The organism is Pseudomonas sp. PK-RTE-24 (assembly GCF_054052265.1).
The window spans coordinates 5493475-5517741 of sequence record NZ_CM133224.1 but is presented as its reverse complement, the minus strand read 5'-3'; the positions used below and the strand labels follow the sequence as shown (position 1 = coordinate 5517741).

Annotated in this window: 24 protein-coding genes; 8 read left to right on the top strand and 16 right to left on the bottom strand. The window is 58.3% G+C overall.

Features of this window, described 5'->3' with window-relative positions:
• Positions 1-77 precede the first annotated feature (77 nt).
• The 3 genes from alc to puuE form a co-directional block, all read right to left on the bottom strand.
• Complete coding sequence (gene alc / locus ACV8MC_RS24755) at positions 78-1079, bottom strand: allantoicase (protein ID WP_024012212.1); 1002 nt, start codon at positions 1077-1079, stop codon at positions 78-80.
• 87 nt (positions 1080-1166) lie between these two features.
• Positions 1167-1682: a 2-oxo-4-hydroxy-4-carboxy-5-ureidoimidazoline decarboxylase gene (gene uraD, locus ACV8MC_RS24750; protein WP_016773760.1), complete on the bottom strand. Its 516-nt coding sequence runs from the start codon at positions 1680-1682 to the stop codon at positions 1167-1169.
• Positions 1679-2605, bottom strand: coding sequence for an allantoinase PuuE (gene puuE / locus ACV8MC_RS24745; RefSeq protein ID WP_056784025.1), 927 nt, complete (start codon positions 2603-2605; stop codon positions 1679-1681). The genes uraD and puuE overlap by 4 nt, the downstream gene beginning before the upstream one ends.
• Before the next feature lie 420 nt (positions 2606-3025).
• Between puuE and uraH the strand changes: the two genes are divergently transcribed.
• Positions 3026-3379 carry a hydroxyisourate hydrolase gene (uraH, locus tag ACV8MC_RS24740; protein WP_041479332.1) on the top strand — a complete coding sequence of 118 codons (354 nt, stop codon included), beginning with the start codon at positions 3026-3028 and terminating at the stop codon, positions 3377-3379.
• A 127-nt stretch (positions 3380-3506) separates the two neighbouring features.
• On the opposite strand, the gene ACV8MC_RS24735 is transcribed toward uraH, so the two are convergent.
• From ACV8MC_RS24735 to ACV8MC_RS24715, 5 genes are all read right to left on the bottom strand, one after another.
• Positions 3507-5345 carry a hypothetical protein gene (locus ACV8MC_RS24735; protein WP_457263870.1) on the bottom strand — a complete coding sequence of 613 codons (1839 nt, stop codon included), beginning with the start codon at positions 5343-5345 and terminating at the stop codon, positions 3507-3509.
• Between the two features lie 96 nt (positions 5346-5441).
• Positions 5442-8963 (bottom strand): calcium-binding protein, encoded by a 3522-nt coding sequence (locus ACV8MC_RS24730; RefSeq protein WP_457263868.1) that lies wholly within the window; start codon positions 8961-8963, stop codon positions 5442-5444.
• A gap of 193 nt (positions 8964-9156) precedes the next feature.
• A complete protein-coding gene (locus tag ACV8MC_RS24725; RefSeq protein ID WP_041479336.1) occupies positions 9157-9786 on the bottom strand; it encodes a LysE family translocator in 630 nt (209 codons plus the stop codon).
• 85 nt (positions 9787-9871) lie between these two features.
• Positions 9872-11221 (bottom strand): NCS2 family permease, encoded by a 1350-nt coding sequence (locus ACV8MC_RS24720; RefSeq protein ID WP_024012217.1) that lies wholly within the window; start codon positions 11219-11221, stop codon positions 9872-9874.
• Between the two features lie 289 nt (positions 11222-11510).
• Positions 11511-11957, bottom strand: coding sequence for a MarR family winged helix-turn-helix transcriptional regulator (locus tag ACV8MC_RS24715; RefSeq protein WP_056786765.1), 447 nt, complete (start codon positions 11955-11957; stop codon positions 11511-11513).
• 81 nt (positions 11958-12038) lie between these two features.
• On the opposite strand from ACV8MC_RS24715, the gene ACV8MC_RS24710 reads away from it, so the two are divergent.
• The gene (locus tag ACV8MC_RS24710) at positions 12039-13205 is read left to right on the top strand and encodes an aminotransferase-like domain-containing protein (protein WP_457263865.1); all 1167 of its coding nucleotides are present in this window, start codon (positions 12039-12041) and stop codon (positions 13203-13205) included.
• Between the two features lie 167 nt (positions 13206-13372).
• On the opposite strand, the gene ACV8MC_RS24705 is transcribed toward ACV8MC_RS24710, so the two are convergent.
• From ACV8MC_RS24705 to ACV8MC_RS24685, 5 genes are all read right to left on the bottom strand, one after another.
• A complete protein-coding gene (locus tag ACV8MC_RS24705) occupies positions 13373-13744 on the bottom strand; it encodes a glutathione S-transferase N-terminal domain-containing protein (RefSeq protein ID WP_056784038.1) in 372 nt (123 codons plus the stop codon).
• Positions 13745-13846: 102 nt separating this feature from the next.
• Complete coding sequence (gene folE, locus ACV8MC_RS24700; RefSeq protein WP_011062625.1) at positions 13847-14392, bottom strand: GTP cyclohydrolase I FolE; 546 nt, start codon at positions 14390-14392, stop codon at positions 13847-13849.
• A gap of 77 nt (positions 14393-14469) precedes the next feature.
• Positions 14470-15027 carry a Smr/MutS family protein gene (locus tag ACV8MC_RS24695; protein WP_252883427.1) on the bottom strand — a complete coding sequence of 186 codons (558 nt, stop codon included), beginning with the start codon at positions 15025-15027 and terminating at the stop codon, positions 14470-14472.
• Positions 15028-15101: 74 nt separating this feature from the next.
• Complete coding sequence (locus ACV8MC_RS24690) at positions 15102-15422, bottom strand: hypothetical protein (RefSeq protein WP_041479344.1); 321 nt, start codon at positions 15420-15422, stop codon at positions 15102-15104.
• 131 nt (positions 15423-15553) lie between these two features.
• On the bottom strand, positions 15554-16144 hold the full coding sequence (locus tag ACV8MC_RS24685) for a cysteine hydrolase family protein (protein WP_016773772.1): 591 nt from the start codon (positions 16142-16144) through the stop codon (positions 15554-15556).
• Between the two features lie 239 nt (positions 16145-16383).
• Here ACV8MC_RS24685 and prmB point away from each other — a divergent pair, with 239 nt between their 5' ends.
• Positions 16384-17292, top strand: a complete 909-nt coding sequence (gene prmB / locus ACV8MC_RS24680; protein ID WP_016773773.1) for a 50S ribosomal protein L3 N(5)-glutamine methyltransferase — start codon at positions 16384-16386, stop codon at positions 17290-17292.
• A gap of 58 nt (positions 17293-17350) precedes the next feature.
• Here the strand turns inward: prmB and ACV8MC_RS24675 are convergent, their stop codons facing one another.
• Both ACV8MC_RS24675 and ACV8MC_RS24670 read right to left on the bottom strand, forming a co-directional pair.
• Positions 17351-18142 carry a hypothetical protein gene (locus ACV8MC_RS24675; RefSeq protein WP_125918579.1) on the bottom strand — a complete coding sequence of 264 codons (792 nt, stop codon included), beginning with the start codon at positions 18140-18142 and terminating at the stop codon, positions 17351-17353.
• Between the two features lie 99 nt (positions 18143-18241).
• A complete protein-coding gene (locus ACV8MC_RS24670; protein WP_258707825.1) occupies positions 18242-19195 on the bottom strand; it encodes an alpha/beta hydrolase in 954 nt (317 codons plus the stop codon).
• Between the two features lie 130 nt (positions 19196-19325).
• Between ACV8MC_RS24670 and aroC the strand changes: the two genes are divergently transcribed.
• The 5 genes from aroC to mtnC all read left to right on the top strand — a co-directional run bounded on the left by aroC (position 19326) and on the right by mtnC (position 23546).
• Entirely contained in the window at positions 19326-20417 is a 1092-nt protein-coding gene (gene aroC, locus ACV8MC_RS24665) for a chorismate synthase (RefSeq protein ID WP_024012223.1), read from the top strand.
• A 34-nt stretch (positions 20418-20451) separates the two neighbouring features.
• Entirely contained in the window at positions 20452-21597 is a 1146-nt protein-coding gene (locus ACV8MC_RS24660) for an MFS transporter (protein ID WP_024012224.1), read from the top strand.
• Complete coding sequence (locus ACV8MC_RS24655; protein WP_457263861.1) at positions 21594-22220, top strand: methylthioribulose 1-phosphate dehydratase; 627 nt, start codon at positions 21594-21596, stop codon at positions 22218-22220. The genes ACV8MC_RS24660 and ACV8MC_RS24655 overlap by 4 nt, the downstream gene beginning before the upstream one ends.
• A gap of 92 nt (positions 22221-22312) precedes the next feature.
• Positions 22313-22858, top strand: a complete 546-nt coding sequence (locus tag ACV8MC_RS24650; protein ID WP_038861971.1) for a 1,2-dihydroxy-3-keto-5-methylthiopentene dioxygenase — start codon at positions 22313-22315, stop codon at positions 22856-22858.
• 4 nt (positions 22859-22862) lie between these two features.
• Complete coding sequence (gene mtnC, locus ACV8MC_RS24645) at positions 22863-23546, top strand: acireductone synthase (protein ID WP_056784055.1); 684 nt, start codon at positions 22863-22865, stop codon at positions 23544-23546.
• A 175-nt stretch (positions 23547-23721) separates the two neighbouring features.
• Here mtnC and ACV8MC_RS24640 read toward each other — a convergent pair whose 3' ends face one another.
• A complete protein-coding gene (locus ACV8MC_RS24640) occupies positions 23722-24000 on the bottom strand; it encodes a DUF3509 domain-containing protein (protein WP_016773780.1) in 279 nt (92 codons plus the stop codon).
• Positions 24001-24267 lie beyond the last annotated feature (267 nt).

The following is a 24267-nucleotide window of genomic DNA, read 5'->3' as shown; positions in this document are numbered from 1 at the left end:
ATCGCGGGCAAGCCCGCTCCCACAGTGGACTGTGGCGTTCACAAAACCTGTGGGAGCTGGCTTGCCAGCGATTGGGTTCAACCTTGTTTAGCGACCTTGCCCAATACACGCAGGCGACTCACGCCACCATCCGGGAACACGTTCAGGCGGATGTGGGTGATCGGGCCGAGTGCCTTGATCTGCTCGACGAAGGTGTGTTCGGCGTGCATTTCCAGCTTCTGGCTTGGTAGCAGTTCGCGCCAGAACAGCGACTGGGTTTCGATCTGGCTGTCGGTGCCGCCCTTGACGAACGCGCCCTGGATCGAGCAGGTGTCCGGGTAGTTGCCTTTGAAGTGCAGGGTGTCGACGACGATTTTTTCGATCTCGCCCGGATGACCCAGGGCGACGATCACCCAGTCATTGCCCGGCGTGCGACGACGCGCGGTTTCCCAGCCGTCGCCCATGTTGATGCCACGGCCCGGGTTGAGGATGTTGCTCATGCGGCCGAAGTGTTCGTCGGAGCAGGCGAGGGCGCGGCCACCGTTAAGGGCTGCGGCCAGATCGACCTGCTCGTTGTCGCCCACAGCGGACCAGTCGCGGAACGGAATGCCGTACACGCGCAGACGGGCCACACCGCCGTCCGGGTAGATGTTGAAGCGCAGGTGGCTGAACGCTTTGTCGTTGCTGATTTCGTGGTAGTGGTGGCTGTTGCCCTGCAACTCGACGGCCGACAGCACTTCGGTCCACTGGGTGTTTTCATCCGGCTCGCCCGAGGCCAGGAAGCACGCTTCCAGCGAGGCCGATGGCGGGTAGTTGCCGGTGAAGAATGAAGTGTCGATGTCCACGCCTTTGATCGAGCCCGGTACGCCCAGACGGATCACCGCGCTGTCGAAACCTTCGAAGCGCTTGCGGCGCGACTCCCAGCCGTCCATCCACTTGCCGTTGTCATCGAACACGCCCTCCTTCCATACGGCCGGGGTCGGTTGGAACAGACGATTGGCGTCTGCGAACCAGTCATCGGTGACCGAAATGATCTTGGTGCCCAGACGGGCGTCGGCCAGGTTGACGTATTTTTCGAAAGGTACGGCGTAAGCTTTCATTCTTCTTGTCTGCCTTTGATAAGTTGGCTGGGGATGCTCGCAGGGCCCTGGGCGTTTGCGCGTTCATTCACGCTCGGGCCAGGCTTGCTAAAGAGTCAGTAAACGGAACAGGGCAATCTTGTTGATCTCCGCCAGCGCGCATTTGAACTCGGCTTCCACCGAATTGTTGATGCGCGTTTCGAACGCCGCGAGGATCTGATGCCGGTTGCTGCCTTTTACCGCCATGATGAAGGGAAACTTGAACTTGGCTTTGTAGGCGTCGTTCAGCTCGGTGAAGCGCTGGAACTCTTCGGCCGTGCATTGGTGAATACCGGCGCCAGCCTGTTCATTGGTGCTGGCTTCGGTCAGTTGGCCCTGGACGGCAGCTTTGCCGGCCAAGTCCGGGTGAGCGTTGATCAGGGCCAGCTGGCTGGCATGATCGGCGCTCAACAGGATATCGCTCATGCGCTGGTGCAGGGTTTCGATCTCGTCGATCGAAGCGTCCGCACCGAGGTCGTAGGCCTTTTCGGCCACCCATGGCGAATGTTCGTAGATGTCGGCGAAGGCTTTGACGAAAGCGTCGCGGCTCAGGGTCGACGGTTGCAGGGTTTGAAAGCGGCTCATTTTGCAGTCCCTTGGTACGGGTGGGTTTCTTGCCAGTGACGCGCGATGTCGACGCGACGGCTGAACCACACCTGTTCATGACTTTTGGCGTATTCGATAAAGCGCTTTAGCGAAGCGAGGCGACCAGGACGGCCGATCAGGCGGCAGTGCAGACCGATCGAGAGCATTTTCGGCGCCTCGGCACCTTCGGCGTAGAGCACGTCGAACGCGTCTTTGAGGTATTCGAAGAAATCGTCACCCTTGTTGAAACCCTGCACTTGCGTGAAGCGCATGTCGTTGGTGTCGAGGGTGTAGGGGATCACCAGATGCGGCTTGCCGGTCGGGTTGTTCGGTTCCCAGTAGGGCAGGTCGTCGTCGTAGGTGTCGCAGTCGTAGAGGAAACCGCCTTCTTCCATGACCAGGCGACGGGTATTCGGCCCGGTACGGCCGGTGTACCAGCCCAGCGGACGCTCGCCGGTCAGTTCGGTGAGGATGCGGATCGCTTCGAGCATGTGCTCGCGTTCCTGCGCTTCGTCCATGTACTGGTAGTCGATCCAGCGGTAGCCGTGGCTGCAGATTTCGTGGCCGGCCTCGACCATCGCACGGATCACGTCCGGGTGACGCTGGGCGGCCATGGCCACGGCGAAGATGGTCAGCGGAATATCGAATTCCTTGAACAGCTTCAAAATGCGCCAGACGCCGGCACGGCTGCCATACTCGTAAAGCGATTCCATGCTCATGTTGCGCGCGCCCTGCAGCGGCTGGGCAGCGACCATTTCCGACAGGAAGGCTTCGGATTCCTTGTCGCCGTGCAGAACATTGCGCTCGCCACCTTCTTCGTAATTGAGCACGAAGGACAGGGCGATCCGGGCATTGCCCGGCCAGTGTGGGTGAGGAGGGTTACTGCCGTAACCGATCAGGTCGCGTGGGTAGTCAGCGCTCACTGCAGTCTTCCTTCTTGTACGTTGACAGATTGGTGTGGCGGCCTGGCAGGCTGGCGTCACAGCGATGGGCTGATTGTATACAACTTTATTTACATTTTGTAAGCCTGAATTTTCGCATTTTTCACCGGCTGTCATCTTTTGCTGTTAATGGTTCCGGCCTGCAAGAAACCTGCCTGACCAGTCAGCTAATGAATAGAAGGTTCAATGATCAGGCGCTTTGGCTACAGATTGGCGATAAAGGCCCGGATGGCGGGGGTGAGGCGAAAAATGTCGTTTTTATTGTGTACAATTTTTTTGAAAAGTGTCTTAATCAGTCGCTCGCCGCAGCGTTTCGTGCTCCGAAACGGTGCGGTCTCCTTTTCAACTGACTTCGGGAGGCGCGAGGTCTGACCGCTTGTTGCGGCCGGGCGCGCAGAATCAATGGGACGTTTGACAACACACGTTTTGGACGCTGCACACGGTTGCCCGGGCAGTTCGATCAAGGTCGAGCTGTACCGCGTTGAAGGTTCGCACCTGGAATTGGTCGCCAGTGCGACAACCAACAGCGATGGCCGGGTCGATGCGCCGTTGCTGCAAGGCGATGATTACCGCACCGGGGTTTATCAGGTGCAGTTCCATGCCGGCGATTACTACCGCGCCCGGGGCGTGCAACTGCCCGAGCCGGCCTTCCTGGACGTGGTGGTGCTGCGTTTCGGCATCTCCGCCGAGCAGGAGCACTATCACGTGCCCCTGCTGATTTCGCCTTACAGCTATTCCACGTATCGGGGCAGCTGACCCCCAAGCAGCTGCCCCCACCGGGAAGCGACTGCGCATATAGCTTCTTTGGTCTTTCGCCCGCTCACACTGCGGGCTTTTTTTATGCCTGTTTACAGCTCATCTGCCGGTGCAGGCGGGTAGCTGCTCAGCGCTCGCGGATAATGAATACCGAATCTGGCGTGGACGCGACCTTCAATACGCCCCCGATCAGCCATACCACTTTGTTCTGCGCGGCTGCATCGGTCAGTGCCTTGAAGGCGTCCTGACCGATTCTGGCGGGCAAGCCCGGTTCCGCCAGTTCGTTGCCAGGCACATGAGTCAGGCCGGCCTGACTGATCGCTCCCAGTTTCAAAAAGAAGATCTGATCGTGACCGGCTCGTTTGAAGACCAGCGTCGGCATTCTGTGCTCATAAGTCAGTGGAAACAGCTCGTAACCACAGCCGACCAGCAACGCGCCGAGCAATCGCCGCAGATTCAGATCCGAGGGATAGGTCTTGTAATGATTCCAGGCAGAGGGGAAATGCTGCGGATCGAAGCTCAGGCGTTGCAATTCGCTGTCGGTCTGGGAAGGCATCGGAATAAGCCGTTTGCTTCCCAGGTCGATGTCCGGCGCAACGGCCAGCATGTTCAGCGGGTCGGCAAAATCGGGAGCTGTGGAAAACGGCAGTTGTTTCCACTGATGCAGAACGGCCTGGACATTGATCAATCCGGTGCCGGTAATCGTCTCGGAGTGATCAGCGAGTTCGAACAACCTGCGGGCGACGGCCCTTGCTGTTGCTTCAGAGAAATCGGGGAACGCGCGAGCGACGGACGTTGATATCGGCTCTTCAAAAAAGCGTTTGCCCGGATTGACCTCACCCGGATCACTGCCGATGCGAAAAGTCGCTACCGGCTGTCGCTCGGGCATGTTTATCAGCATGCTTTCGAAAGTATTGAAATCTGTCGGGACAAACTCGGGATGACATACGAAATACACTTTGGGTGTCGTGTTCGAGCCGACAGGGACGATTGGATAATGCAGCCAGCCAAGCTGTACCGATTCGATGTGCACAGGTTTGTTCAGGTGCCCCCACGGAAGCCAGAAATACGGGGTCAGCTCCTCAGGCGGAGTCGTGGCTTTCGGCGCGGTTAGCGTTTCTGTGGCCTCGGCAAGTCGTGGACGCTTGCTCGGGCCGGGTACTGCGTTGTCGGACTGGCTGGCTTCGGGCTTGGTACCTGATGGCTTCGTCCCGGGTGTTTTTCGCCGCCAGAAAACGGTGCCGGGGATTTGCTCGAAGAAAACGTCGGGTGCATTGGTCGTTGAGGCAAACGCTTGTTGATATTCACCGTCCTGGTTTTTGCGCACCATGACGGTGCCGTCTACCGTGGTTACGAAGGTCTGCCTGAGTCTGTTGTAACGAAGGCCTTCTGTCGCCATTTCCGGCTTGGTCAACGTCATGGCGTCGGCCGGCGAGATGTATGAGGGCAAGTGTGGCGTGGAGGACGCAAGCCGGTTGGAGGGCCTCGCGGGCCGCTGGATTTGCCAGATCGCCTGACCCTCGGTTCGCGTCAGAGGCAGGCCGGGCACGCCGGGCGCGAAGGTCAGTGGCACATGGTAGTTGCCTTGCCCGTCCTGCTCGACGACAAATTGGCCTTCATTGGCGATTTGAGCGTAGGTGCGCTGATCCGGTCCAGTGAACAAGCCATCGTTCTGCGTCACCGGTACCAATTCGTGGAAACGCTCTTGCGGCCAGGCGATTGCGTTCCGAGTGGCGCTGAAATCATGCGCTGCATCTAGCAAGGCATGAAGGCTGACCGTGGGCACTGCGTTGGCTGCGGCAGAGGTGGCTGGCGCTTGGCTGATCGCCGGCGAATCGATGCCCAGGAGCAGGGCGTCAGGCATGTCCAGGCCCACATTTTTGACGAGGGGCGGTGATCCGGGATGTGTGGCATCGGGCGAATCGGGCGATTTTATGGTCGGGATTTTTTTGGGTGATTTGGCCATGGGAAATACTCGGAAAAAGAGCGCGCAGACGCGTGCGGGTGCCGCGTAGACAGTACGCTGATAAAAAAAGGGTGTTTGTTGACGGGTTACCGCGAATTACGCGGGAGGCACTTTCATCAGCGAAACAGGGCGGAAAATGTTGGTCTGGTGACTGCAGCGATTCACTACTCTTAACGCAGACTTTTCGATGCGGGATTTGTCGGCACGCAATACCCAGCCATGGGCGGCCAGGTTGTAGCCCACGCGCGCGGTTTCGTCGTTGACGCAGATAACGTTCCAGACTTTGACTTCGTCGTTGGCCAATGCGGCAAGATATGGCGGGAGCGCTTTTGAGGCGTCTGGCTCTTCGAAAAAACGTGCATCAAGCCCATCCAGATAAATGCGATCAAAGACCAGATCGACCGTGTGCACAACTCCACCGGTGGTAATAACGCGGATTTGATCTATCAGATCTTCGCTTCCATAGACCGGCAGATAAAAAGTGGTGGTGCCGATGGAGAGCCGGTTTTCTTCCAGCCTTATTTCGACCTTGCCGAGCTGCGTTGCATCAAGTTCCCAAGTGGATGAATAGGGCAGGCGAACTTTGGCATCGGCAAGTGCGCCGGGAGTCGAGAGTTTGATGGTCATGTCCGGGAGTACGTGGATGAGATAACTCGAACCCTCTCCTTCGTAGTTGTCCATGTCGGTTTGCACGGCCAGTCGAATCGGCGTTGCGCAAACTCTTGTACGGCCCATCGGTTCAGCTGCTTTTTCAGCCAGATTGTGAAAGTAACGCTGAGAGCGAACCTCGAGCGGCAGTTTCATCTGGGTCACCCAATCCCGCGATACCGTGAAATCCGTAAAGGCAGGTGCGATTTCGGTTTGCGCTGTAAGCTCGGCATCTGCAACGACACCGTCCTTGAAAATCAATACGTAACGGCTGAACGGACGAACAGCCATGGTGCGCAGGATTTTCGTAATATTGTCGTGATCGTCTTCGTTACGCGCAGCGGAGTAATAATTGAGCTTGATGCTTTTCGCGCCGAAGTGATAGACGAGATGGCAACCAACAGTCAGGTGATATGACTTGGGTTTGTCCGAGAAAAAATGCGCCTCCGCTTTTGTCAGCTCGTCGCTGCGGAAATCCAGATATATCCGGGTGATTACATCAGAACGTAAAACTGCGTAAAAAGTGGTTGTCTTGCCGGTTCTCGGGACGTAATAGGCAGCGGGTTTGCGGTGGCGGATCCAGCATTCCGCTGCATAAATAATGATCGGGTTTACCGGTTTTCCTCGTTTGAGGAAAATTTCGGTTATTTCTACGGTGTGGCCGTCCGGGATTGTGTCTGGCAGATCAAGTCTGAAATGGAAATCATCGCTGGTTACGAAAACCAGGTTTTTGTTGCTCAACTTTCTAGTGTGTTCGGTGTTCGTATAAACGTCATGAATGGTCAACACGTTTTTGAGGTGGTCAGACGTTTCGAAACCTGAGCGGATGACCAGATCGTTACCCTCGATATCAAAGGATTCAATCAACTCCTTGCGCCAGTTCATGACGATGTAGCTGGTCTGTTCACCATCATCGACAATGGAAAAACGGCCCGCCACATGCGCAATGTAATATTGATCGGTGCCGGCGCCTCCCGACGCTTTTGCTCTTTCGTGAGAGAGAAATATCTGGTCGTCCCCAGCGCCAGCTTCAATGCTGTCGCTGCCCCGGGATTTGATGATGTTGTTTTGCGCGGAGCCCGTTACCACGCTTGCCGCGCGATGGACTGTCTCAACGTTTTCGATGCTGTCCAGCAAACTGTGCAGGATAAATATCCGGTTATTGTCGGCATCGACATCGCTCGTGATGATCTGCAATGTTCCAGCCAGCAGATCTACGTCATAGCCAGTTCTGTTGGTATTACGGGAGGAGTAGCTGCCGCCGAGTACCAGTGTGTCATTTCCTGCGCCGCCGCTCAGCGTCGAATGATCTGCGACATGGCGACCCCTTTCAAGGAAGTCCGCTGCGTTCTCAAACAGGAACTGGTCATTTTCTTCGCCGCCCGAAAGTTGTTTTTTTCCTGACTTGTAATGGAAGGTGTTGGGTTTTTTTTCTACCCCTTTGATCGAGTCGTTGCCCTCGCTGATGAACCAGAGAACGTTCTTGCCCTCTGCGGCGACCCCCAACTCCGCGCCGGGTGTATCTTTTGTTACCCCTGCGCGTGCATCAATGATGTCATCGGTGCCTACCACTTCAGGGACATTGACCGATTCCCACGCATCCTGTTTGGTCCACCAGTTTCGTTTCCAGACCCGGGTTGGTTTCAGGCGCACATCGAACTTGCCGTTGACGATGGCTTCGGTGGTCTCTTTCAAGGGGCCGTCGAGCAGCGTTCTGGCGGACTTTTTCAGTTGCAGAGAGTGCTGCAACAGCGTCTTTGCCTTGATATAGCGGTTTTGAACGCTTTGATCGACCTCCATCATGCAGAACGAAAACCAACCGCTACGCCACCGTTCATCGACAGTCAATTCAATGTAGTCATCTATATCGTCAACGATACGTACTGCGCCGTAGACCTGTGAGCCGATGGCGAGAATCGCGCCGGCTGCAAGTCCGACAGGGCCGGCAAACGAGAACCCGGCCATCGCGGCGGACCCGAGGATGACAGTCATGGCTGCACTGGTAATACTCAGACCAGCGCTGACGTAGTGATCCATCGCTTCTTTGCCGGTGGCATTCTGAGCGGCGTTCATCGACCTCACGGCGGTAAAGATGTCGAAGGGCAGCGTCAGCATGCCGCCGACCAACCCTCCCGATCGACCCAATCTGAGTGCAAAGCGGGTTTTGGCGAAGTCCCGATAAGCACTTTGCCCGGCTGTGAGCATCTGCGTGGCTATCTTGCTCACCGCGACATCGGCCGCGATGGAGCCCAGCTCCGATACAATGCCTGCGCTGTTTATCGCTATTTCAGCAGTGTTTTCGGCTTTGATCGCATCGACAACGCCGCGAATTCCCATGAAGATGCCGAAGCCCTGGATGCCCACGCTGGAGCCCAGCGTCGCGTAACTTTTGGTCAATGCGGCCCAGCGGGGATGATGTTTGGGGACGTGCACGTGTTGCAGATCAAGCGACTGTGCGGCACTCAGAAGTTTGACAAGTTTGTCGCGGTAATTGCCGGATACAGTATCTGCAGCACTCTCCCTCAAGAGCCGGGGAGCGGTGAGCGGGCGCTGGCTGGCCATTTCAAACAGGAGCGTGGGCAACAAGTAGCTATCGCTGCCCGTTGAAGTTTTCAGGTAGTGTTCAACTTTATTGGCGTCGAACTGCAGGCTATTGATAAAAGAGCGCTTGGGGCGGCGAAAGAAACTGTTCTCGCCATTCAACGGCTGACCGTCAATGGTCGCGCCTAATCCGTCGAGTGCGGTACGGGTAATTGAAATATCGCCAATTTCCAAGGGGCCGAACACTTCGTCCACCATTTGCAACTGACTCGATTTTTCGTTAGTTCGGCTCTGATCAATGGTTGAGGGCTTGTATTCGTTGGCTTCATAGCCCAGATCCATGATTATTACGGTATCGGAAACAGGTTGCAGGTCCGCGTGTATTGAAGGGTCGGTTTGTGCTGTTGCTTCGCTTATCAGTGTGGCCATTAGAACTTCCTTGTTCCGGCAATTGTCGTTAAGGCGAAGAATATTACGTTGGCTTTTCCAGAGCTGTATATCGGGGGGTTGTTGCTATCTATTGCATATCAAAGATTGAATGTTGTTCGAGTTGAATTGATTCAAAACAACACATCATCCCGCCCGAGGTCCGTTCCGGCAGGATGATCAATAGTGGCGCTTTTCAGTGGCTGCCAAGCAACGACGCGGCGCCAGCACCACCAAATAGTCCGGCACTGACCCGATTGAACCAACTCTGGCCTTTGCCGCTGCGCAGATAACGTGCGGCGCCATGGGCGCCCAGGCCATAGGCCAGCTTGCAGCACAGATCGAGCACTACCCAGGTCGCGATCATGATCAGCAATTGCGGCAGAAAAGGTTGCTCAGCGCGGAGGAACTGCGGCAGAAACGCGGCGAAAAACAGGATGTCCTTCGGATTGCTCGCACCCAGTACAAAGGCGCGTCCGAACAATGTGCGAAAGCGCGGCACCGGTGCAGCCTCAGGTACTTCGGCGCCCGTCGATGGCTGCCGCGACTGCTGCCAGCTCTGCCAGGCGAGGTAGAACAGGTACAGCGCACCGACTATTTTCAGTGCGCTGAACAACTGCTCCGAAGCCATTAGCAATGCGCCGAGGCCAAGTGCCGACGCGCTGAGCAGGCAGATCGAGGCGATCACGCCACCCAGGAACGCGGGGTACGACCGGCGCAAACCGTAATTCAGACTGTTGCTGATCATCAGCAATGACAGCGGTCCCGGGATCAGGATCACCACCAGCGCAGCGCCACTGAACAGCAGCCAGGTTTCCAGACTCATCGTATTGCTCCTTTGTTGTTATCGAGATGTGCAAAAGCCCCACCGGTGAGGGTGAGGCTGGTTTGAAGCCTGAACCGCGCAGCGTTTACAGGAAGATGAACTTGGCGATGAAGATCGCGCAGAGCACCCACAGGCTGACGGAAATTTCCTTGTACTTGCCGGTGCCAGCCTTCAACGCGACGTAAGTGATGAAGCCCAGCGCGATGCCGTCGGCGACCGAAAAGGTCAGCGGCATCATGATCGCCGTGACGATCGCCGGAATGGCGTCGGTCGCTTCGTCCCATTCGATGTGGGCCATACCGCCCATCATCAACATCGCCACGTAGATCAGTGCACCTGCTGTGGCATAAGCGGGAATCATGCCAGCCAGCGGTGCGAAAAACATGGCCGCTATAAATAGCACACCCACGGTAACTGCGGTAAGACCAGTCCGACCACCAGCGGCCACGCCAGCGGCACTTTCCACGTAACTTGTCACGGGTGGAACCCCCACCACGGCGCCAAATACGCTGGATGCGCTGTCAGCCTTCATGGCTCGGGAAAGATTCTCGATGCGACCGTCAGCGGCGACAAGGTTGGCGCGCTGGGCCACGCCCATCAGCGTACCGGCGGTGTCGAACATGTGCACGAAGAGGAACGCGAGCACCACGCTGATCATGCTGACGTTGAACACGCCGGCGACATTCATTGCCATCCAGGTCGGTGCCAGGCTCGGCGGCGCGGACATGATGCCCTCGTAGTGCACCAGACCCAGGCCCCAGCCGGCGAGCGTGACGGTGATGATGCTGATCAGGATCGCACCGAACACGCGGTGGTAACTGAGGATCGCGATCATCAGGAAGCAGATCGCGGCGAGCAGCGGGCCAGGTTCACGCAGCGAACCCAGCTTGATCAGCGTCGCCGGGCTGTCGACGACGATACCGGCCGTCTTCAGACCGATCAGGCCCAGAAACAGACCGACACCGGCGCCCATCGCGAACCGCAGGCTGACCGGGATACTGTTGAGCAGCCACTCGCGGATCCGCGAAAAGGTCAGGAACATGAACAGCACGCCCGAGACGAACACCGCGCCGAGGGCGGTTTCCCAGTTGTAGCCCATGGTGCCGACCACGGTGTAGGTGAAGAAAGCATTGAGGCCCATGCCCGGTGCAAGACCCACCGGCCAATTGGCATAGAGCCCCATCAACAGGCAACCGAGCGCAGCGGCGATGCAGGTGGCGACGAAGGCCGCACCGTGATCGATGCCTGCGTCGGCCATGATGTTCGGGTTGACGAAAATAATGTAAGCCATGGTGATGAAGGTTGTCAGACCGGCAATCAGCTCGGTCTTCACCGTGGTGCCATGCAAGCTGAGTTTGAACAGACGCTCCAGCAGGCCATTGCGTAATGGCGGCGTGAGCTCGAGCGGCGGTGCTTCGGATTTGCGGCTTTCCACAGCGAGTACTCCTCAAGAGTTTTATTGTTATTTCCAGGGCCGGACCCATGAGGGGTGGCAGCGGCCCTTTGAGGCATACGCGAATTTGTTGACCGTATAGTCAGGAACTCGCACGCAGTGGATTATGCTTTTGTGTACAAATAAAGCAAATATTGTTTTGGTTTTTGTCGCCGATTTTTTTGCCGATAGGGATATATGGCTATCAGGATGGCTACGCGAGCAGGCTCGCTCACACAGGAGAATGCGTTCCAATGTGGGAGCGAGCCTGCTCGCGAAGAGGGCGGTCCTGTCAATCGAGTTGCAGCTGATTCCCCCCAAGCGCCAGATTCACCGCCAACCACCCATTCACCGCCGCTTCCCCAGCCTCGGCAAATACCCGCTCGAGCAATTTCACCTGCTCACGGCGCAGCGCTTGCTCGAACTTCGCGCCTTCCGCCGTCAGCTCAAGCAGGCGCTTACGCTTGTCCGTCTGCGAAGCGACGCTGTCGACCAGGTGCATTTCCTGCAACTGGCGCAGGGGCATGTTCAACGCTTGTTTGCTCACGCCCAGCAGGGCCAGCAACTCTTTTACGCTGAGGTTCGGATAGCGCGCGATGAAAAACACGATGCGCTGATGCACCCGCGAGAGGCCGCGACGCTCGAGCATTTCATCAGCCTTGGCAGTGAATGCCTGATAGCCGAAGAAAAACGCTTCCATGGCCTGTTGCTGAGTGGAGGGGTTTTTAAGGTCAAGCATATTGACGTACTCGCTCAAGCTGTCGTAGTTTCAGTCAACCAGTTTGACTCATTTCCTGCATGCCTTGCTACGGTGACCTCCATGGCTTTTTCCGAACGTGTCTCGCGCCTTAAAAGTTCTTTGATCCGAGAAATCCTCGCGGCGGCCCAGCTTCCGGAGGTCATGTCGTTCGCCGGCGGTTTGCCCGCTGAGGCGATGTTGCCGAAGGTGGAGTGGGACGAGATGCCGTTATCGCTGGGTCAGTACGGCATGAGCGAAGGCGAGCCGGCCTTGCGCGAAGCTTTGGCGGCAGAGGCGAGGGCGCTGGGCCTCGAGTGCGATGCGAGTCAGGTGCTGGTGGTCAGTGGTTCCCAGCAAACTCTGGATCTGGCGGCAAAACTGTATATCGACAAGGGCACGGAAATTTTGCTGGAGGCGCCGACTTATCTGGCCGCGCTGCAAATCTTTCAACTGTTCGGCGCCGATTGCCTGACCGTGCCGCAAGAAGCCGACGGCCCCAACCTGGCGCAACTGCGCAAGCGTCTGGAACAACACCGCCCGGCGTTTATCTACCTGATCCCGACGTTTCAGAATCCATCCGCCGTGCGCTACAGCGAGGCCAAGCGCGCAGCGGTCGCGGCATTGCTCGATGAATTCGGCGTCACTCTCATCGAAGACGAGCCATACCGCGAACTGACTTTCGATGGTGGCAGCGCAAAACCGATTGCGGCGCGCCTGAAAAAAGCCAGCTGGATCTACACCGGCACCGTCTCGAAAACCCTGCTTCCGGGTTTACGTGTCGGTTACCTGATTGCCAGTGCGGATCTGTTCCCGCACCTGCTCAAGCTCAAGCAATCGGCGGATCTACACACCAATCGCATCGGTCAGTGGCAGGCGCTGCAATGGATCGGCTCGGAAAAGTATCAACAGCATTTAAGTGAGTTGCGGGATTTCTATCGGCTGCGGCGAGATGCGTTTCAATTGGGGCTGGAAAGCCATTTTGCCGATCTGGCTGACTGGGACATGCCGCAAGGCGGACTGTTCTTCTGGCTGACGCTGAAGCAACCGCTGGATACGCGCACTTTGCTCAATGAGGCGTTGGCCAATGATGTGGCATTCATGCCCGGTGAGCCGTTCTTTCCCGAGCCGGACAAGCATCATGGGCATTTGCGCTTGAACTTCAGCCACATTGATCCGGCGCGGCTGGATGAGGGGTTGAAGCGGTTGGCGGCGGTGGTGCGGCGGGCGCAGATGGAGAGGGCGGCCTGATAAGCAATAAACCGGCTGGAGGGCCGGTTTATCATTGTCTGAGTTTTGTGATGATTTGACGGGCCTCATCGCTGGCAAGCCAGCTCCCACAATTCTTGTCTACAACCTGAGATCAATGTGGGAGCTGGCTTGCCAGCGATGGCGCCATCAGCCACAGCACATCAATGTCAGACTGCAGCAAACCGCTTATCCAGATAATCAATAATCACCTTGGATTCATACATCCAGGTTGTCTGCCCATTCTCATCAATTCGCAGGCAAGGCACTTTGATTCGGCCACCCTGTTCCAGCAGGGTCTGGCGATCCTGCTCGTTGTTCTTCGCGTCTTTCAGCGCTACCGGCACATTCAGGCGATGCAGGGCGCGGCGGGTTTTCACGCAGAACGGGCAGGCGTGAAATTGATACAGCGTCAGGTCCTTCGCGGCAGCGTCGACTTGCGCCTGAGCAGCGGTGGGGCGTTTTTTCTTCCCCGGGCGGGTAATAAAGTCGATGAAGATAACCAGTTGGCCGAGGCCGACACGAAGCGCTTTGACGAACACGTTGAAAGCCTCACGGTGCAAATGAAGAAGGCGCGCAGCTTACCCGATTTTTCACGGGCGAAAAAAAACCGGCGATCAACGCCGGCTCTTTTCTGTTGCGAATTACTTGATGAGGCTGAGGAATTCGCTACGGGTTGCCGCGTTTTCGCGGAATTCACCGAGCATCACCGAAGTGATCATCGACGAATTCTGCTTTTCGACGCCGCGCATCATCATGCACATGTGCTTGGCTTCGATCACCACGGCCACGCCCAGTGCGCCGGTGACTTGCTGCACCGCATCGGCGATCTGGCGGCTGAGGTTTTCCTGAATCTGCAGGCGACGGGCGTACATATCGACGATCCGCGCAACCTTCGACAGGCCCAGCACTTTGCCGCTCGGGATATAGGCGACATGCGCCTTGCCGATGAACGGCAGCAAGTGGTGTTCGCACAACGAATACAGCTCGATGTCCTTGACCAGCACCATTTCGCTGTTGTCGGAGCTGAACAGGGCACCATTGGTGACCTCTTCGAGCGTCTGTGCATAACCGCGGCAGAGGTACTGCATGGCTTTGGCGGCACGCTTTGGCGTGTCGAGCAGGCCCTCGCGGGACACGTCCTCGCCCAGTTGGCCGAGAATCGCGGTGTAATTCTGTTCCAGGGACATGAAACTACCTGTGGGGATTTTCGCAAAGGGCAAGGGTACGGTGGCGGACACAACCCTGCAAGTTCGGTGTGATGGCTTTATTCGTCGCGGCCTTCCATCATCGTCCGTTTCAGCATCACATAAACCGCGCCGGCGCCGCCGTGACGGGCCTGGCAGGAGCAAAAGCCGAGGACTTGGGCGTGCTGGCGCAGCCAGGTGTTGACATGGCTTTTGATCATTGGCCGCTTGCCATCGAGGCGCACGGCCTTGCCGTGAGTCACGCGCACGCAGCGGATTTCGAACTTGGTCGCTTCGGCGAGAAAGGCCCAAAGCGTTTCCCGGGCCTTTTCCACGCTCATGCCGTGCAGGTCGAGGCTGCCTTCGAACGGGATCTGCCCGACCTTGAGCTTGCGCATCTGGCTTTCCTGCACGCCGTCGCGGGACCACATCAGTTCGTCTTCCGGGCCGACGTCGATCACGAACTGGTCGGACAAGCCGTCAATGATGGTGGTTTCGCTGCGCACGGTGGCGGACTGACGCAGCTTGGCAATCTGCGCGCGGTCAGCCTTGGGTTTGCCGGTGTCGGCGCGGTCGTGCTTGATCGGCTTGACGCCCTGGATCGCACTTTTGAACAGAGAAAAATCGTCGTCTTGCATGTCAGCCTCCGCGAAGGGCGGCCAGTTTACCCAAGTCGACAGAAAACGGCCCGGCAAAAAGCCAGGCCGTTGGGTCAGTCGTGTTTTTTCATCAGATGCGGGGCCATGTTCAGTTCCCGCGATTGCCGTGCGCGACGGCGGCAGCGGCGCCACAGGGCAACGCCGAAATACAGAAACAGCAAGCCGACGGCGAGCATGATTGCCGAGCCCAGCGGTGATGCGTTCAGGTCACCCAGCGCCGGCGGGCGGCCGAGCAGGCTGGCTGCCCCGGCCATCGCCAGCAGCACGCCGAACGTCGCCAGAATGGCCGAGATCGCCGCGCCAAATCGAAAACGCCAGTTGCTTTGGCCTTTGGGCCGCAAACGGCGTGCGTCAAATCCATCGGATAACTTCATTCCGACCTTCCTCAATGGTATCGGCCCTTCGACCGGGAGTTGACCGGGTTGTTCCTGAGGCTATGGCATTTGCGGCAAATCAGCGGATATAGCGGATGAGCGGCGCCAACGCACCGCTCGCAAGGGCAGGATCAGATCAGGTCCTGAGTCTTGGCCAGCGTGGCGAAGTTGTCGGCCATGATCGCCATTTCCGCTTCCTGCACGCGTTCGGCGCTGAGTACACCGCCCTTGAACGGCAGATCGCGTGTCGCGCAGGCGTCTTCGACCAGGGTGCAGCGGAAACCTAGATTCTTCGCCGCGCGCACGGTGGTGCTGACGCTGGAGTGACTCATGAAACCGCAAACGATCAGGTCCAGCGAGCCGAGGTTCTGCAGGCGCTCGAGCAGTTCGGTGCCATGGAACGCGCTCGGCAGCAGTTTGCCGATAATGGTTTCATCACCCTGTGGTTCCAGACCAGGGATGAACTCGCCACGTTCGCCCTGCGGGTCGAACAGGCCACCCACGGTGCCGAGATGACGCACGTGCACGATCGGCCGACCGGCGGCACGGGCTGCGGCAACCACTTGTTTGATGTTCGCGACGGCCGCGTCCATGCCGCTCAGGGCCAGCGGGCCACTGAGGTATTCCTTCTGGGCATCGATGATGACCACGGTGGCATGGCTCAGTGTGGCCGCTGCGTAACCGCGGCCGCTGAGTTGAAACATCGTTTTTGGAACGGACATTCTGGGGCTCCTCGGGGTGGGGCTTTTGCGACATTGTCCTCTGGCTGAGCGGTTCTGTGAATCGCTACCATCGTAGGCGCCGTCGTTCTTGGCCTGCAGCCTTGTCAAGTTACACGTTCCGTTCAATGCCTGATGCAAAAAAAAGAAATCTCCTACCGTTGCCGCGCGGTTTTTCCTGCGTCGTCGTCGCGCGTTTTGGCTGCTAGAATCGCCAGTCGTTTTTTCTGGAGTTCTACGCCGTGATCACTTCCCGACTTCGTACCCTGCGCGACCACATCCGTTGGGCCGTCAGCCGCTTCCATGGGGAGGATCTGTTTTTCGGTCATGGCACCGACAACGCCTGGGACGAGGCGCGCCAGTTGGTACTGGGCGCTTTGCACCTGCCTTGGGAAATCGCCGACAGCTATCTTGATTGCGCGCTGGAAGATGACGAACTGGTCAATCTGCAGCGCTTGCTCAAGCGCCGCATCGAGGATCGCGTTCCCACCGCCTATCTGCTCGGTGAAGCTTGGTTCTGCGGCATGTCGTTCATCGTCGACCCGCGCGTGTTGATCCCGCGTTCGCCGATTGGTGAACTGATCGAAAACCGCTTTGCGCCGTGGATCGGCAACGAACCGGCGCGGATTCTCGACCTGTGCACTGGCTCCGGCTGCATCGGCATTGCTTGCGCTTACGAATTCCAGAATGCCGAGGTAGTGCTCGCGGACCTGTCGTTCGAGGCGCTGGAAGTGGCCAATCAGAACATCGAGCGCCATGGCGTCGATGAGCGCGTCTACACGGTGCAGGGTGATGGCTTCGATGGCTTGCCGGGTCAGCGTTTCGACCTGATCGTGTCGAACCCGCCCTACGTCGATGCGGAAGATTTCGCCGACATGCCGGACGAATATCAGCACGAGCCGGAACTCGGTCTGGCCTGCGGTGATGATGGTCTGAATCTGGTCCGGCGCATGCTCGCCGAAGCGGCGGATCACCTGACCGAGAAGGGTTTGCTGATTGTCGAGGTGGGCAACAGCCAAGTGCACGTCGAGGCGTTGTACCCGGAAGTCGATTTCGCCTGGCTGGAGTTCCAGCGTGGTGGGCATGGTGTGTTCATGCTGACAGCGGAGCAGTGCCGCGCGCATCAGGCCCTGTTCGCGTCCCGCGTCTAAGGTTGTGACAGATCGTTCCCACGCAGAGCATGGGAACGATCAGTACGCGCTCAAGCCCTCAGCGGTGCGTAGCAATCCAGATCAACAACCCCGCCTGAAACACCGCAAACGCCACCAGACACGTAATGGTGAAACGCAGCCCGGCATCTTCGCGCTTGAACTTGCTGACTTTTTCTTCCTGCTTCTTCAGCTTCACTTCCTGCTCGGCGAGATTCTGTTCGGCCTGCTGCAGCATCTGCGCGGCTTCAAGAATTTCGACGATCTGCAGCTTTTCGCTGTTCCAGTCACCAAGCAGATCACCGACCTGCACCGCCTTGATGCTGCCTTTCAAATGCTGGGCGTCGGCGTAAGCCACATCGAAACCGTGCACGCGCAGGAAATGGTCGCGGCGCAAGCGAGTGTCTTCGTTGAGCGCGTCCTTGTTGTTCAGGTCCATGCCGTCGACGGTGTAGCCGGGCCAGCGTTTTTTCGCCCAATTGATGCCTTGCGCAGCCATGAAGCGGCCGATACCGCGATTCAGCGGTTCAATCTGCAAGCCGCTATCGGGACCGAAGCTCACCCGTTTGCTCGCGTGGTCGACCCACACATCCAGATGATTCTGCTCTTTGCGCACGCGCTGGTTGGGCAGCTTGATCGCCATGCGCATCAGGCTGCGCTCTTTGCTGTTGCGCTCGGCGTAACCGAATTCGACAAAGCGCAACGGCCGGCCGCCGGTATTGCGGTCGGTCTGCAGCGGCGCCAGGCGGAGCATCTTGTGGTGCTCGGCCTGAACGTCCGCCCACGGCAGTTCGACCGCTGGCGGTGCGTCTTTTTCAGCGCTGGTGTCGGGTGAAGTCTGGGTTTCAGTCATAACGGCGAGATCCTGTCCAAGCCCTGCTTGCCGCCAGACGTTGCGCTGGCGACAAAGGCTTATCGGCCGTTTTCTGTGAGGCTGGAGGGTAAAACGCAGTTAACTTGCACGAATTCCGTCAATAAATTCGATGACGGCGGCGCCTAGTTCGGCGGCCAGGGGCAAATTCGGGTCCTTGTAGGAGGCCAATTGCCGCTTCATGTCGTTGTGGACGATGCGCAGCACGTGATTCATGCCTTCGATCACCGTCATTTGCGCGTCCGGTTTCGCCGCCTTGAGCAGCTTCGCGTCCTCGGTGCCGACCTGAATGTCGTTGCTGCCCTGGACAATCAGCGCCGGCATTTTCAACTGGGCAAAGGCCTGCGCCGGGTCCTGACGGAACAGCGAAATCAGGTACGGCTGCACGCTCGGGCGAAAGATCACCTGCAACGGCTGCGGCACGTTGTCATCGGTATGGCCGGCCTTGAGGCTGTCGAGCAGTTCGTTGCTGCGCAGCATCAGTGGCGGCGGCAGGCTGCGCGCCAACTGTTCGCGGATTACCTGATCGACCGGGCGCGCGCTGCCGGACAGCGAGATCACCGCCGCTGCGTCCAGCTTCGGCGCGGCGAGGCTGGCAATCAGCGCGCCTTCGCTGTGGCCGAGCAGAATCAGTTTGCCGAAACGCGGATCGGCCTTGAGCTTCTGCCCCCACGCCACGGCGTCCGCCGCGTAGCCTTCTACAGACAAATCACGTTCATCAGGAGCGGCCGCCAGGCTCGCGGCGACGCCGCGCTTGTCATAGCGCACGCTGGCGATGTTGTGTTTGGCCAGCACCCAGGCCAAGCGCTTGAGGCTGTCATTGCGCCCGCCGTCGGGGTTGTTTCCGTCGCGATCTGTAGGACCCGAGCCAGAAATCATCAGAACAATCGGCACCGGGCTGTCGGACTTGGGCAGCAACAGCGAACCGAAAAGTTCGCCACTGCCGGTGTCCAGAGTGACTGGGCGCTGTAGGACTGTCGCTTGGGCAAAGCCGGTAAAGAGGGTAAGACTCAAGATCAGAACTCGCAGCATCATCACGCCATCATTGGTCAAGGTGCCGGTTGGACTCGCCAGCACCACTAAGGTTCGAGGATGAACTACTCGGTTAGCCTGCGTATACTGGCGCGCATCAAGAATTCGGGTTTGATTTCACGGAGCGTCCTGCATGTCCGGCAATACCTACGGCAAGTTGTTCACTGTCACCACCGCTGGCGAAAGCCATGGTCCGGCGTTGGTCGCCATTGTCGACGGCTGCCCGCCGGGCCTGGAGATTTCCCTGGAAGATCTGCAGCGCGACCTCGATCGCCGCAAGCCTGGCACCAGCCGCCACACCACCCAGCGCCAGGAAGCCGATGAAGTCGAAATCCTCTCCGGCGTGTTCGAGGGTCGCACCACCGGTTGCTCGATCGGCCTGCTGATTCGCAATACCGACCAGAAGTCCAAGGACTACTCGGCGATCAAGGACCTGTTCCGCCCGGCTCACGCCGACTACACCTATCACCACAAATACGGCGAACGCGATTATCGCGGCGGTGGCCGCAGTTCGGCGCGGGAAACCGCCATGCGCGTGGCGGCCGGTGCGATCGCCAAGAAGTATCTGGCCAGTCAGGGCATCGTGATTCGCGGTTACATGAGCCAGCTCGGCCCGATCGAAATTCCGTTCAAGACCTGGGATTCGGTCGAAGAAAACGCCTTTTTCAGTCCTGACCCGGACAAGGTCCCGGAGCTGGAAGCGTACATGGACCAGTTGCGCCGCGATCAGGACTCGGTCGGAGCGAAGATCACCGTGGTCGCCGAAGGCGTGATGCCGGGTCTTGGCGAGCCGATCTTCGATCGCCTCGACGCCGAACTGGCCCACGCGCTGATGAGCATCAACGCGGTCAAGGGCGTCGAGATCGGCGCCGGGTTCGCCTGTGTCGCCCAGCGTGGTACCGAACACCGCGATGAACTGACGCCGGAAGGATTCCTCAGCAACAACGCCGGCGGCATCCTCGGTGGCATCTCGTCCGGCCAGCCAATCGTTGCGCATCTGGCATTGAAACCGACCTCGAGCATCACCACCCCGGGCCGCTCGATCGACGTGAATGGCAACCCGGTCGACGTGATCACCAAGGGTCGTCACGACCCATGCGTCGGCATCCGCGCGACGCCGATCGCCGAAGCGATGATGGCCATCGTGCTGATGGATCACCTGCTGCGCCACCGTGGGCAGAACGCCGATGTGCGCGTGAGCACGCCGGTGCTGGGCCAGCTCTGATGGCTGCGCTCAAAGCCGTCGCGGCATAACGGGCGTGGCGGCGCTTCCTTACTGGCGGTTGTCCAGTTTCTATCTGTTCTATTTCGCCTTGCTCGGATCGACAGCGCCGTTTCTGGCGCTGTACTTCGATCACCTCGGCTTCAGCGCCGCACGCATCGGCGAGCTGGTGGCGATTCCGATGCTGATGCGCTGCGTGGCGCCGAACATCTGGGGCTGGCTCGGCGATTACACCGGCAGGCGTCTGGCCATCGTGCGCTTTGGTGCGGTCTGTACGTTGCTGACCTTTTCGCTGATTTTCGTCAGCCAGACCTACGCCTGGCTGGCGATGGTCATGGCCCTGCATGCGTTCTTCTGGCATGCAGTGCTGCCGCAGTTCGAAGTCATTACCCTCGCGCATCTGCAGGGGCAAACATCGCGCTACAGCCAGATTCGCCTGTGGGGCTCCATCGGTTTCATCATCACAGTGGTAGTGCTGGGGCGGCTGTTCGAATGGCTGAGTCTGGACATCTACCCGGCTGCGCTGGTGCTGATCATGGCCGGTATCGTTCTCAGCAGCCTGTGGGTGCCGAATGCGCAGCCCGCGCAAGGCAATCGGCCGACGGGTGAGGGCTTCCTCAAGCAATTGCGTCATCCCGGCGTGCTGGCGTTTTATGCTTGCGTCGCGCTGATGCAGGTCAGCCACGGGCCGTATTACACCTTTCTGACTTTGCACCTTGAACGCCTCGGTTACAGCCGTGGCGTCATCGGCATGCTCTGGGCCGTGGGTGTGGTGGCGGAAGTGCTGATGTTCATGGCCATGAGTCGCATTCTGGCGCGCTTTTCCCTGCGCCGGGTGCTGCTGGCGAGCTTCCTTCTGGCGGCGTTGCGTTGGGTGCTGCTCGGTTCGTTTGCGGAGTTTCTCTGGGTGTTGTTGTTCGCCCAGGTGTTGCATGCAGCGACATTCGGCAGCTTTCATGCGGCTGCCATCGCTTTCGTGCAACGTAGTTTCGGCGCCCGCCAGCAAGGCCAGGGCCAGGCGCTGTATGCGGCACTGGCCGGCACCGGCGGGGCGCTCGGCGCGCTGTATTCCGGCTACAGCTGGAATGCCCTCGGCGCAACATTGACCTTTAGTATTGCCAGTCTCGCAGCGCTTGCCGCTGCCGTTATCATTGCCACATGTATGCAAGAGGACAGGCCATGAGCCTTAGTCGTGAACAGCTCGCCCAGCAGATCGTTGACGCCGGGCTTTTTCTATATGGCCGTGGCTGGTCGCCAGCTACCAGCAGCAACTATTCGACACGCCTGTCGCCGAGCGAAGCGCTGTTGACCGTATCGGGCAAGCACAAGGGCCAGTTGGGTGTGGATGACGTGCTCGCTACCGATCTGTCCGGCAATAGCCTGGAGCCGGGCAAGAAACCCTCCGCCGAAACCTTGCTGCACACCCAGCTCTACAGTTGGCGCGCGGAAATCGGTGCGGTGCTGCACACCCATTCGGTGAATGCCACGGTGCTGTCGCGCCTGACCCCGGAAGATTTCATCGAGTTCGAAGACTACGAACTGCAAAAAGCCTTCAGCGGTATTTCCACCCATGAATCACGGGTGCGTGTGCCGATTTTCGACAACGATCAGGACATTGCGCGCCTCGCCGCCAAGGTGCAGCCTTGGCTCGACGCCCATCCCGATTGCGTCGGTTATCTGATTCGCGGCCATGGTCTCTACACATGGGGCGCGCAGATGAGCGACGCGCTGCGGCAGATCGAGGCTTTTGAATTCCTGTTTGAATGCGAGTTGAAAACCCGCAGCGTCATGAACCGCCAAGGCTGAGTTCATCTGAAACAGCCTGTTTGCCTGATGCCATGCGGCGCCCGACCGGTCTTCAAGAGCCGGACGGCGCCGCCGCTACCGAGGAATTGCCCATGAGCAGCCTGTCCGTTTATCACGTTTCCAGCCCTGAGATTCCCAATAAGGTGCTGACCCATTTCGAAGATATCGCCTCGACGCTGGCCGAGCAGGGCGTGCGTTTCGACCGCTGGCAGGCCGCCGCGAAGATTCAGCCCGGCGCCAGTCAGGAAGAGGTCATCAGCGCTTATAAAGAGCAGATCGACAAACTGATGACTGAGCGCGGTTACATTACGGTCGATGTGATCAGCCTCAACAGTGATCATCCGCAAAAAGCCGAGCTGCGCGCCAAGTTCCTCGAAGAGCACCGCCATGGCGAAGACGAAGTGCGATTTTTCGTCGCCGGTCGTGGCTTGTTTACCCTGCATATCGACGATTACGTCTATGCCGTGCTTTGCGAGAAAAATGATCTGATCTCGGTTCCCGCCGGCACCAAGCACTGGTTCGACATGGGCGAGCATCCGCATTTCGTAGCGATTCGTCTGTTCAACAACCCGGAAGGCTGGGTTGCCAATTTCACCGGCGAAGACATCGCCGGTCGTTTCCCGCGTCTGGAGGACTGAAACCGTGTCGATCAAAGCCATCCTCACCGACATCGAAGGCACCACCAGCGCGGTGAGTTTCGTCTTCGACGTGCTGTTTCCCTACGCCGCCGAACATTTGCCCGACTTTGTGCGCCAGAACGCTTCGCGTGCTGATGTCGCCGAACAGCTCGACGCCGTGCGCCGAGACAGCAACGAGCCGCAGGCCGATGTCGAGCGGGTTGTTGAAATCCTCTTGAGCTGGATCGCTGAAGACCGCAAAGCCACGCCGCTCAAGGCGTTGCAAGGCATGGTCTGGGCGCAGGGCTATCAGGCCGGGCAGCTGAAAGGGCATGTTTATCCGGATGCTGTTGAAGCGCTGCAACGTTGGCATGCGGCCGGTTATCAACTGTTTGTTTACTCATCCGGCTCGATCCAGGCGCAGAAACTGATTTTCGGTTGCTCGGAGGCGGGGGATCTGACACCGCTGTTCAGCGGCTATTTCGACACCACATCAGGGCCGAAGCGTGAGGCGCAGTCCTACCGCAACATTCAACAGGCGGTGGGTGTTGAAGCCGATGAAATCCTGTTCCTCTCGGATATCGTCGAAGAGCTCGACGCTGCCCAGTCAGCCGGCATGAAAACCTGTGGCCTGGCGCGTGAAGGCGGTGAGTTGGCAGGACACGTGACGGTGGACAGCTTTACCGGGATCGAACCGGAAGCGTTCTGACCATTGCACACATCCCTGTAGGAGCTGTCGAGTGAAACGAGGCTGCAATCTTTCGATTTACGCATGAAATCAAGATCAAAAGATCGCAGCGTGCCGCAGCTCCTACAAAAATCATGCGCACATAAAAACAGGCCGTGAAGCGCATGCTCCACGGCCTGTTTTTGTTTAAAGCCAATTACAGCGAGTGATAGGTCGGCAGAGCAAAACGCTGCTGGCTCTGCAGCATCGCAATTTGCGGCAGCTCGCTGGCTTGTTCGGCCAGGTCGCGGCGGATCGCGCTGATCGCCCACGACAGTTGGTCACCGGCATGCAGTTGCTGATACGAGAGGGCGCGTTTGAAGACTTTGCCGTCGCTGCTACGCAGTGTGAGCAGGATGCCACCGTCAGGACGCGGGGCAGTGCTGACTTCGTAGTTGGAGAACAGCGATGTAAATTTTTCTTGAATCAGGCTCATGTCATCAGCTCCGTATGTACTTGAATGGCAAGCATGCGGAGGTAGTTGCAGCGTTTGTGCCAGTATTGATGCGAATAAATTCCCTTTAAAATCAACGAGTTGAAAGTAGTGCATTTTGCAGGCGTCGTGCAATCTGCATGAATGGCCATCGTGCATCCTGCATTTTGCGTGATTTTTCTCCGTACAACGGAACCAAACGTCCGTACCAGAATCCGCTCTTCCCCGGAGGCGCGACGGGATACAAATCATTGCAAAAACCGCGTGTAC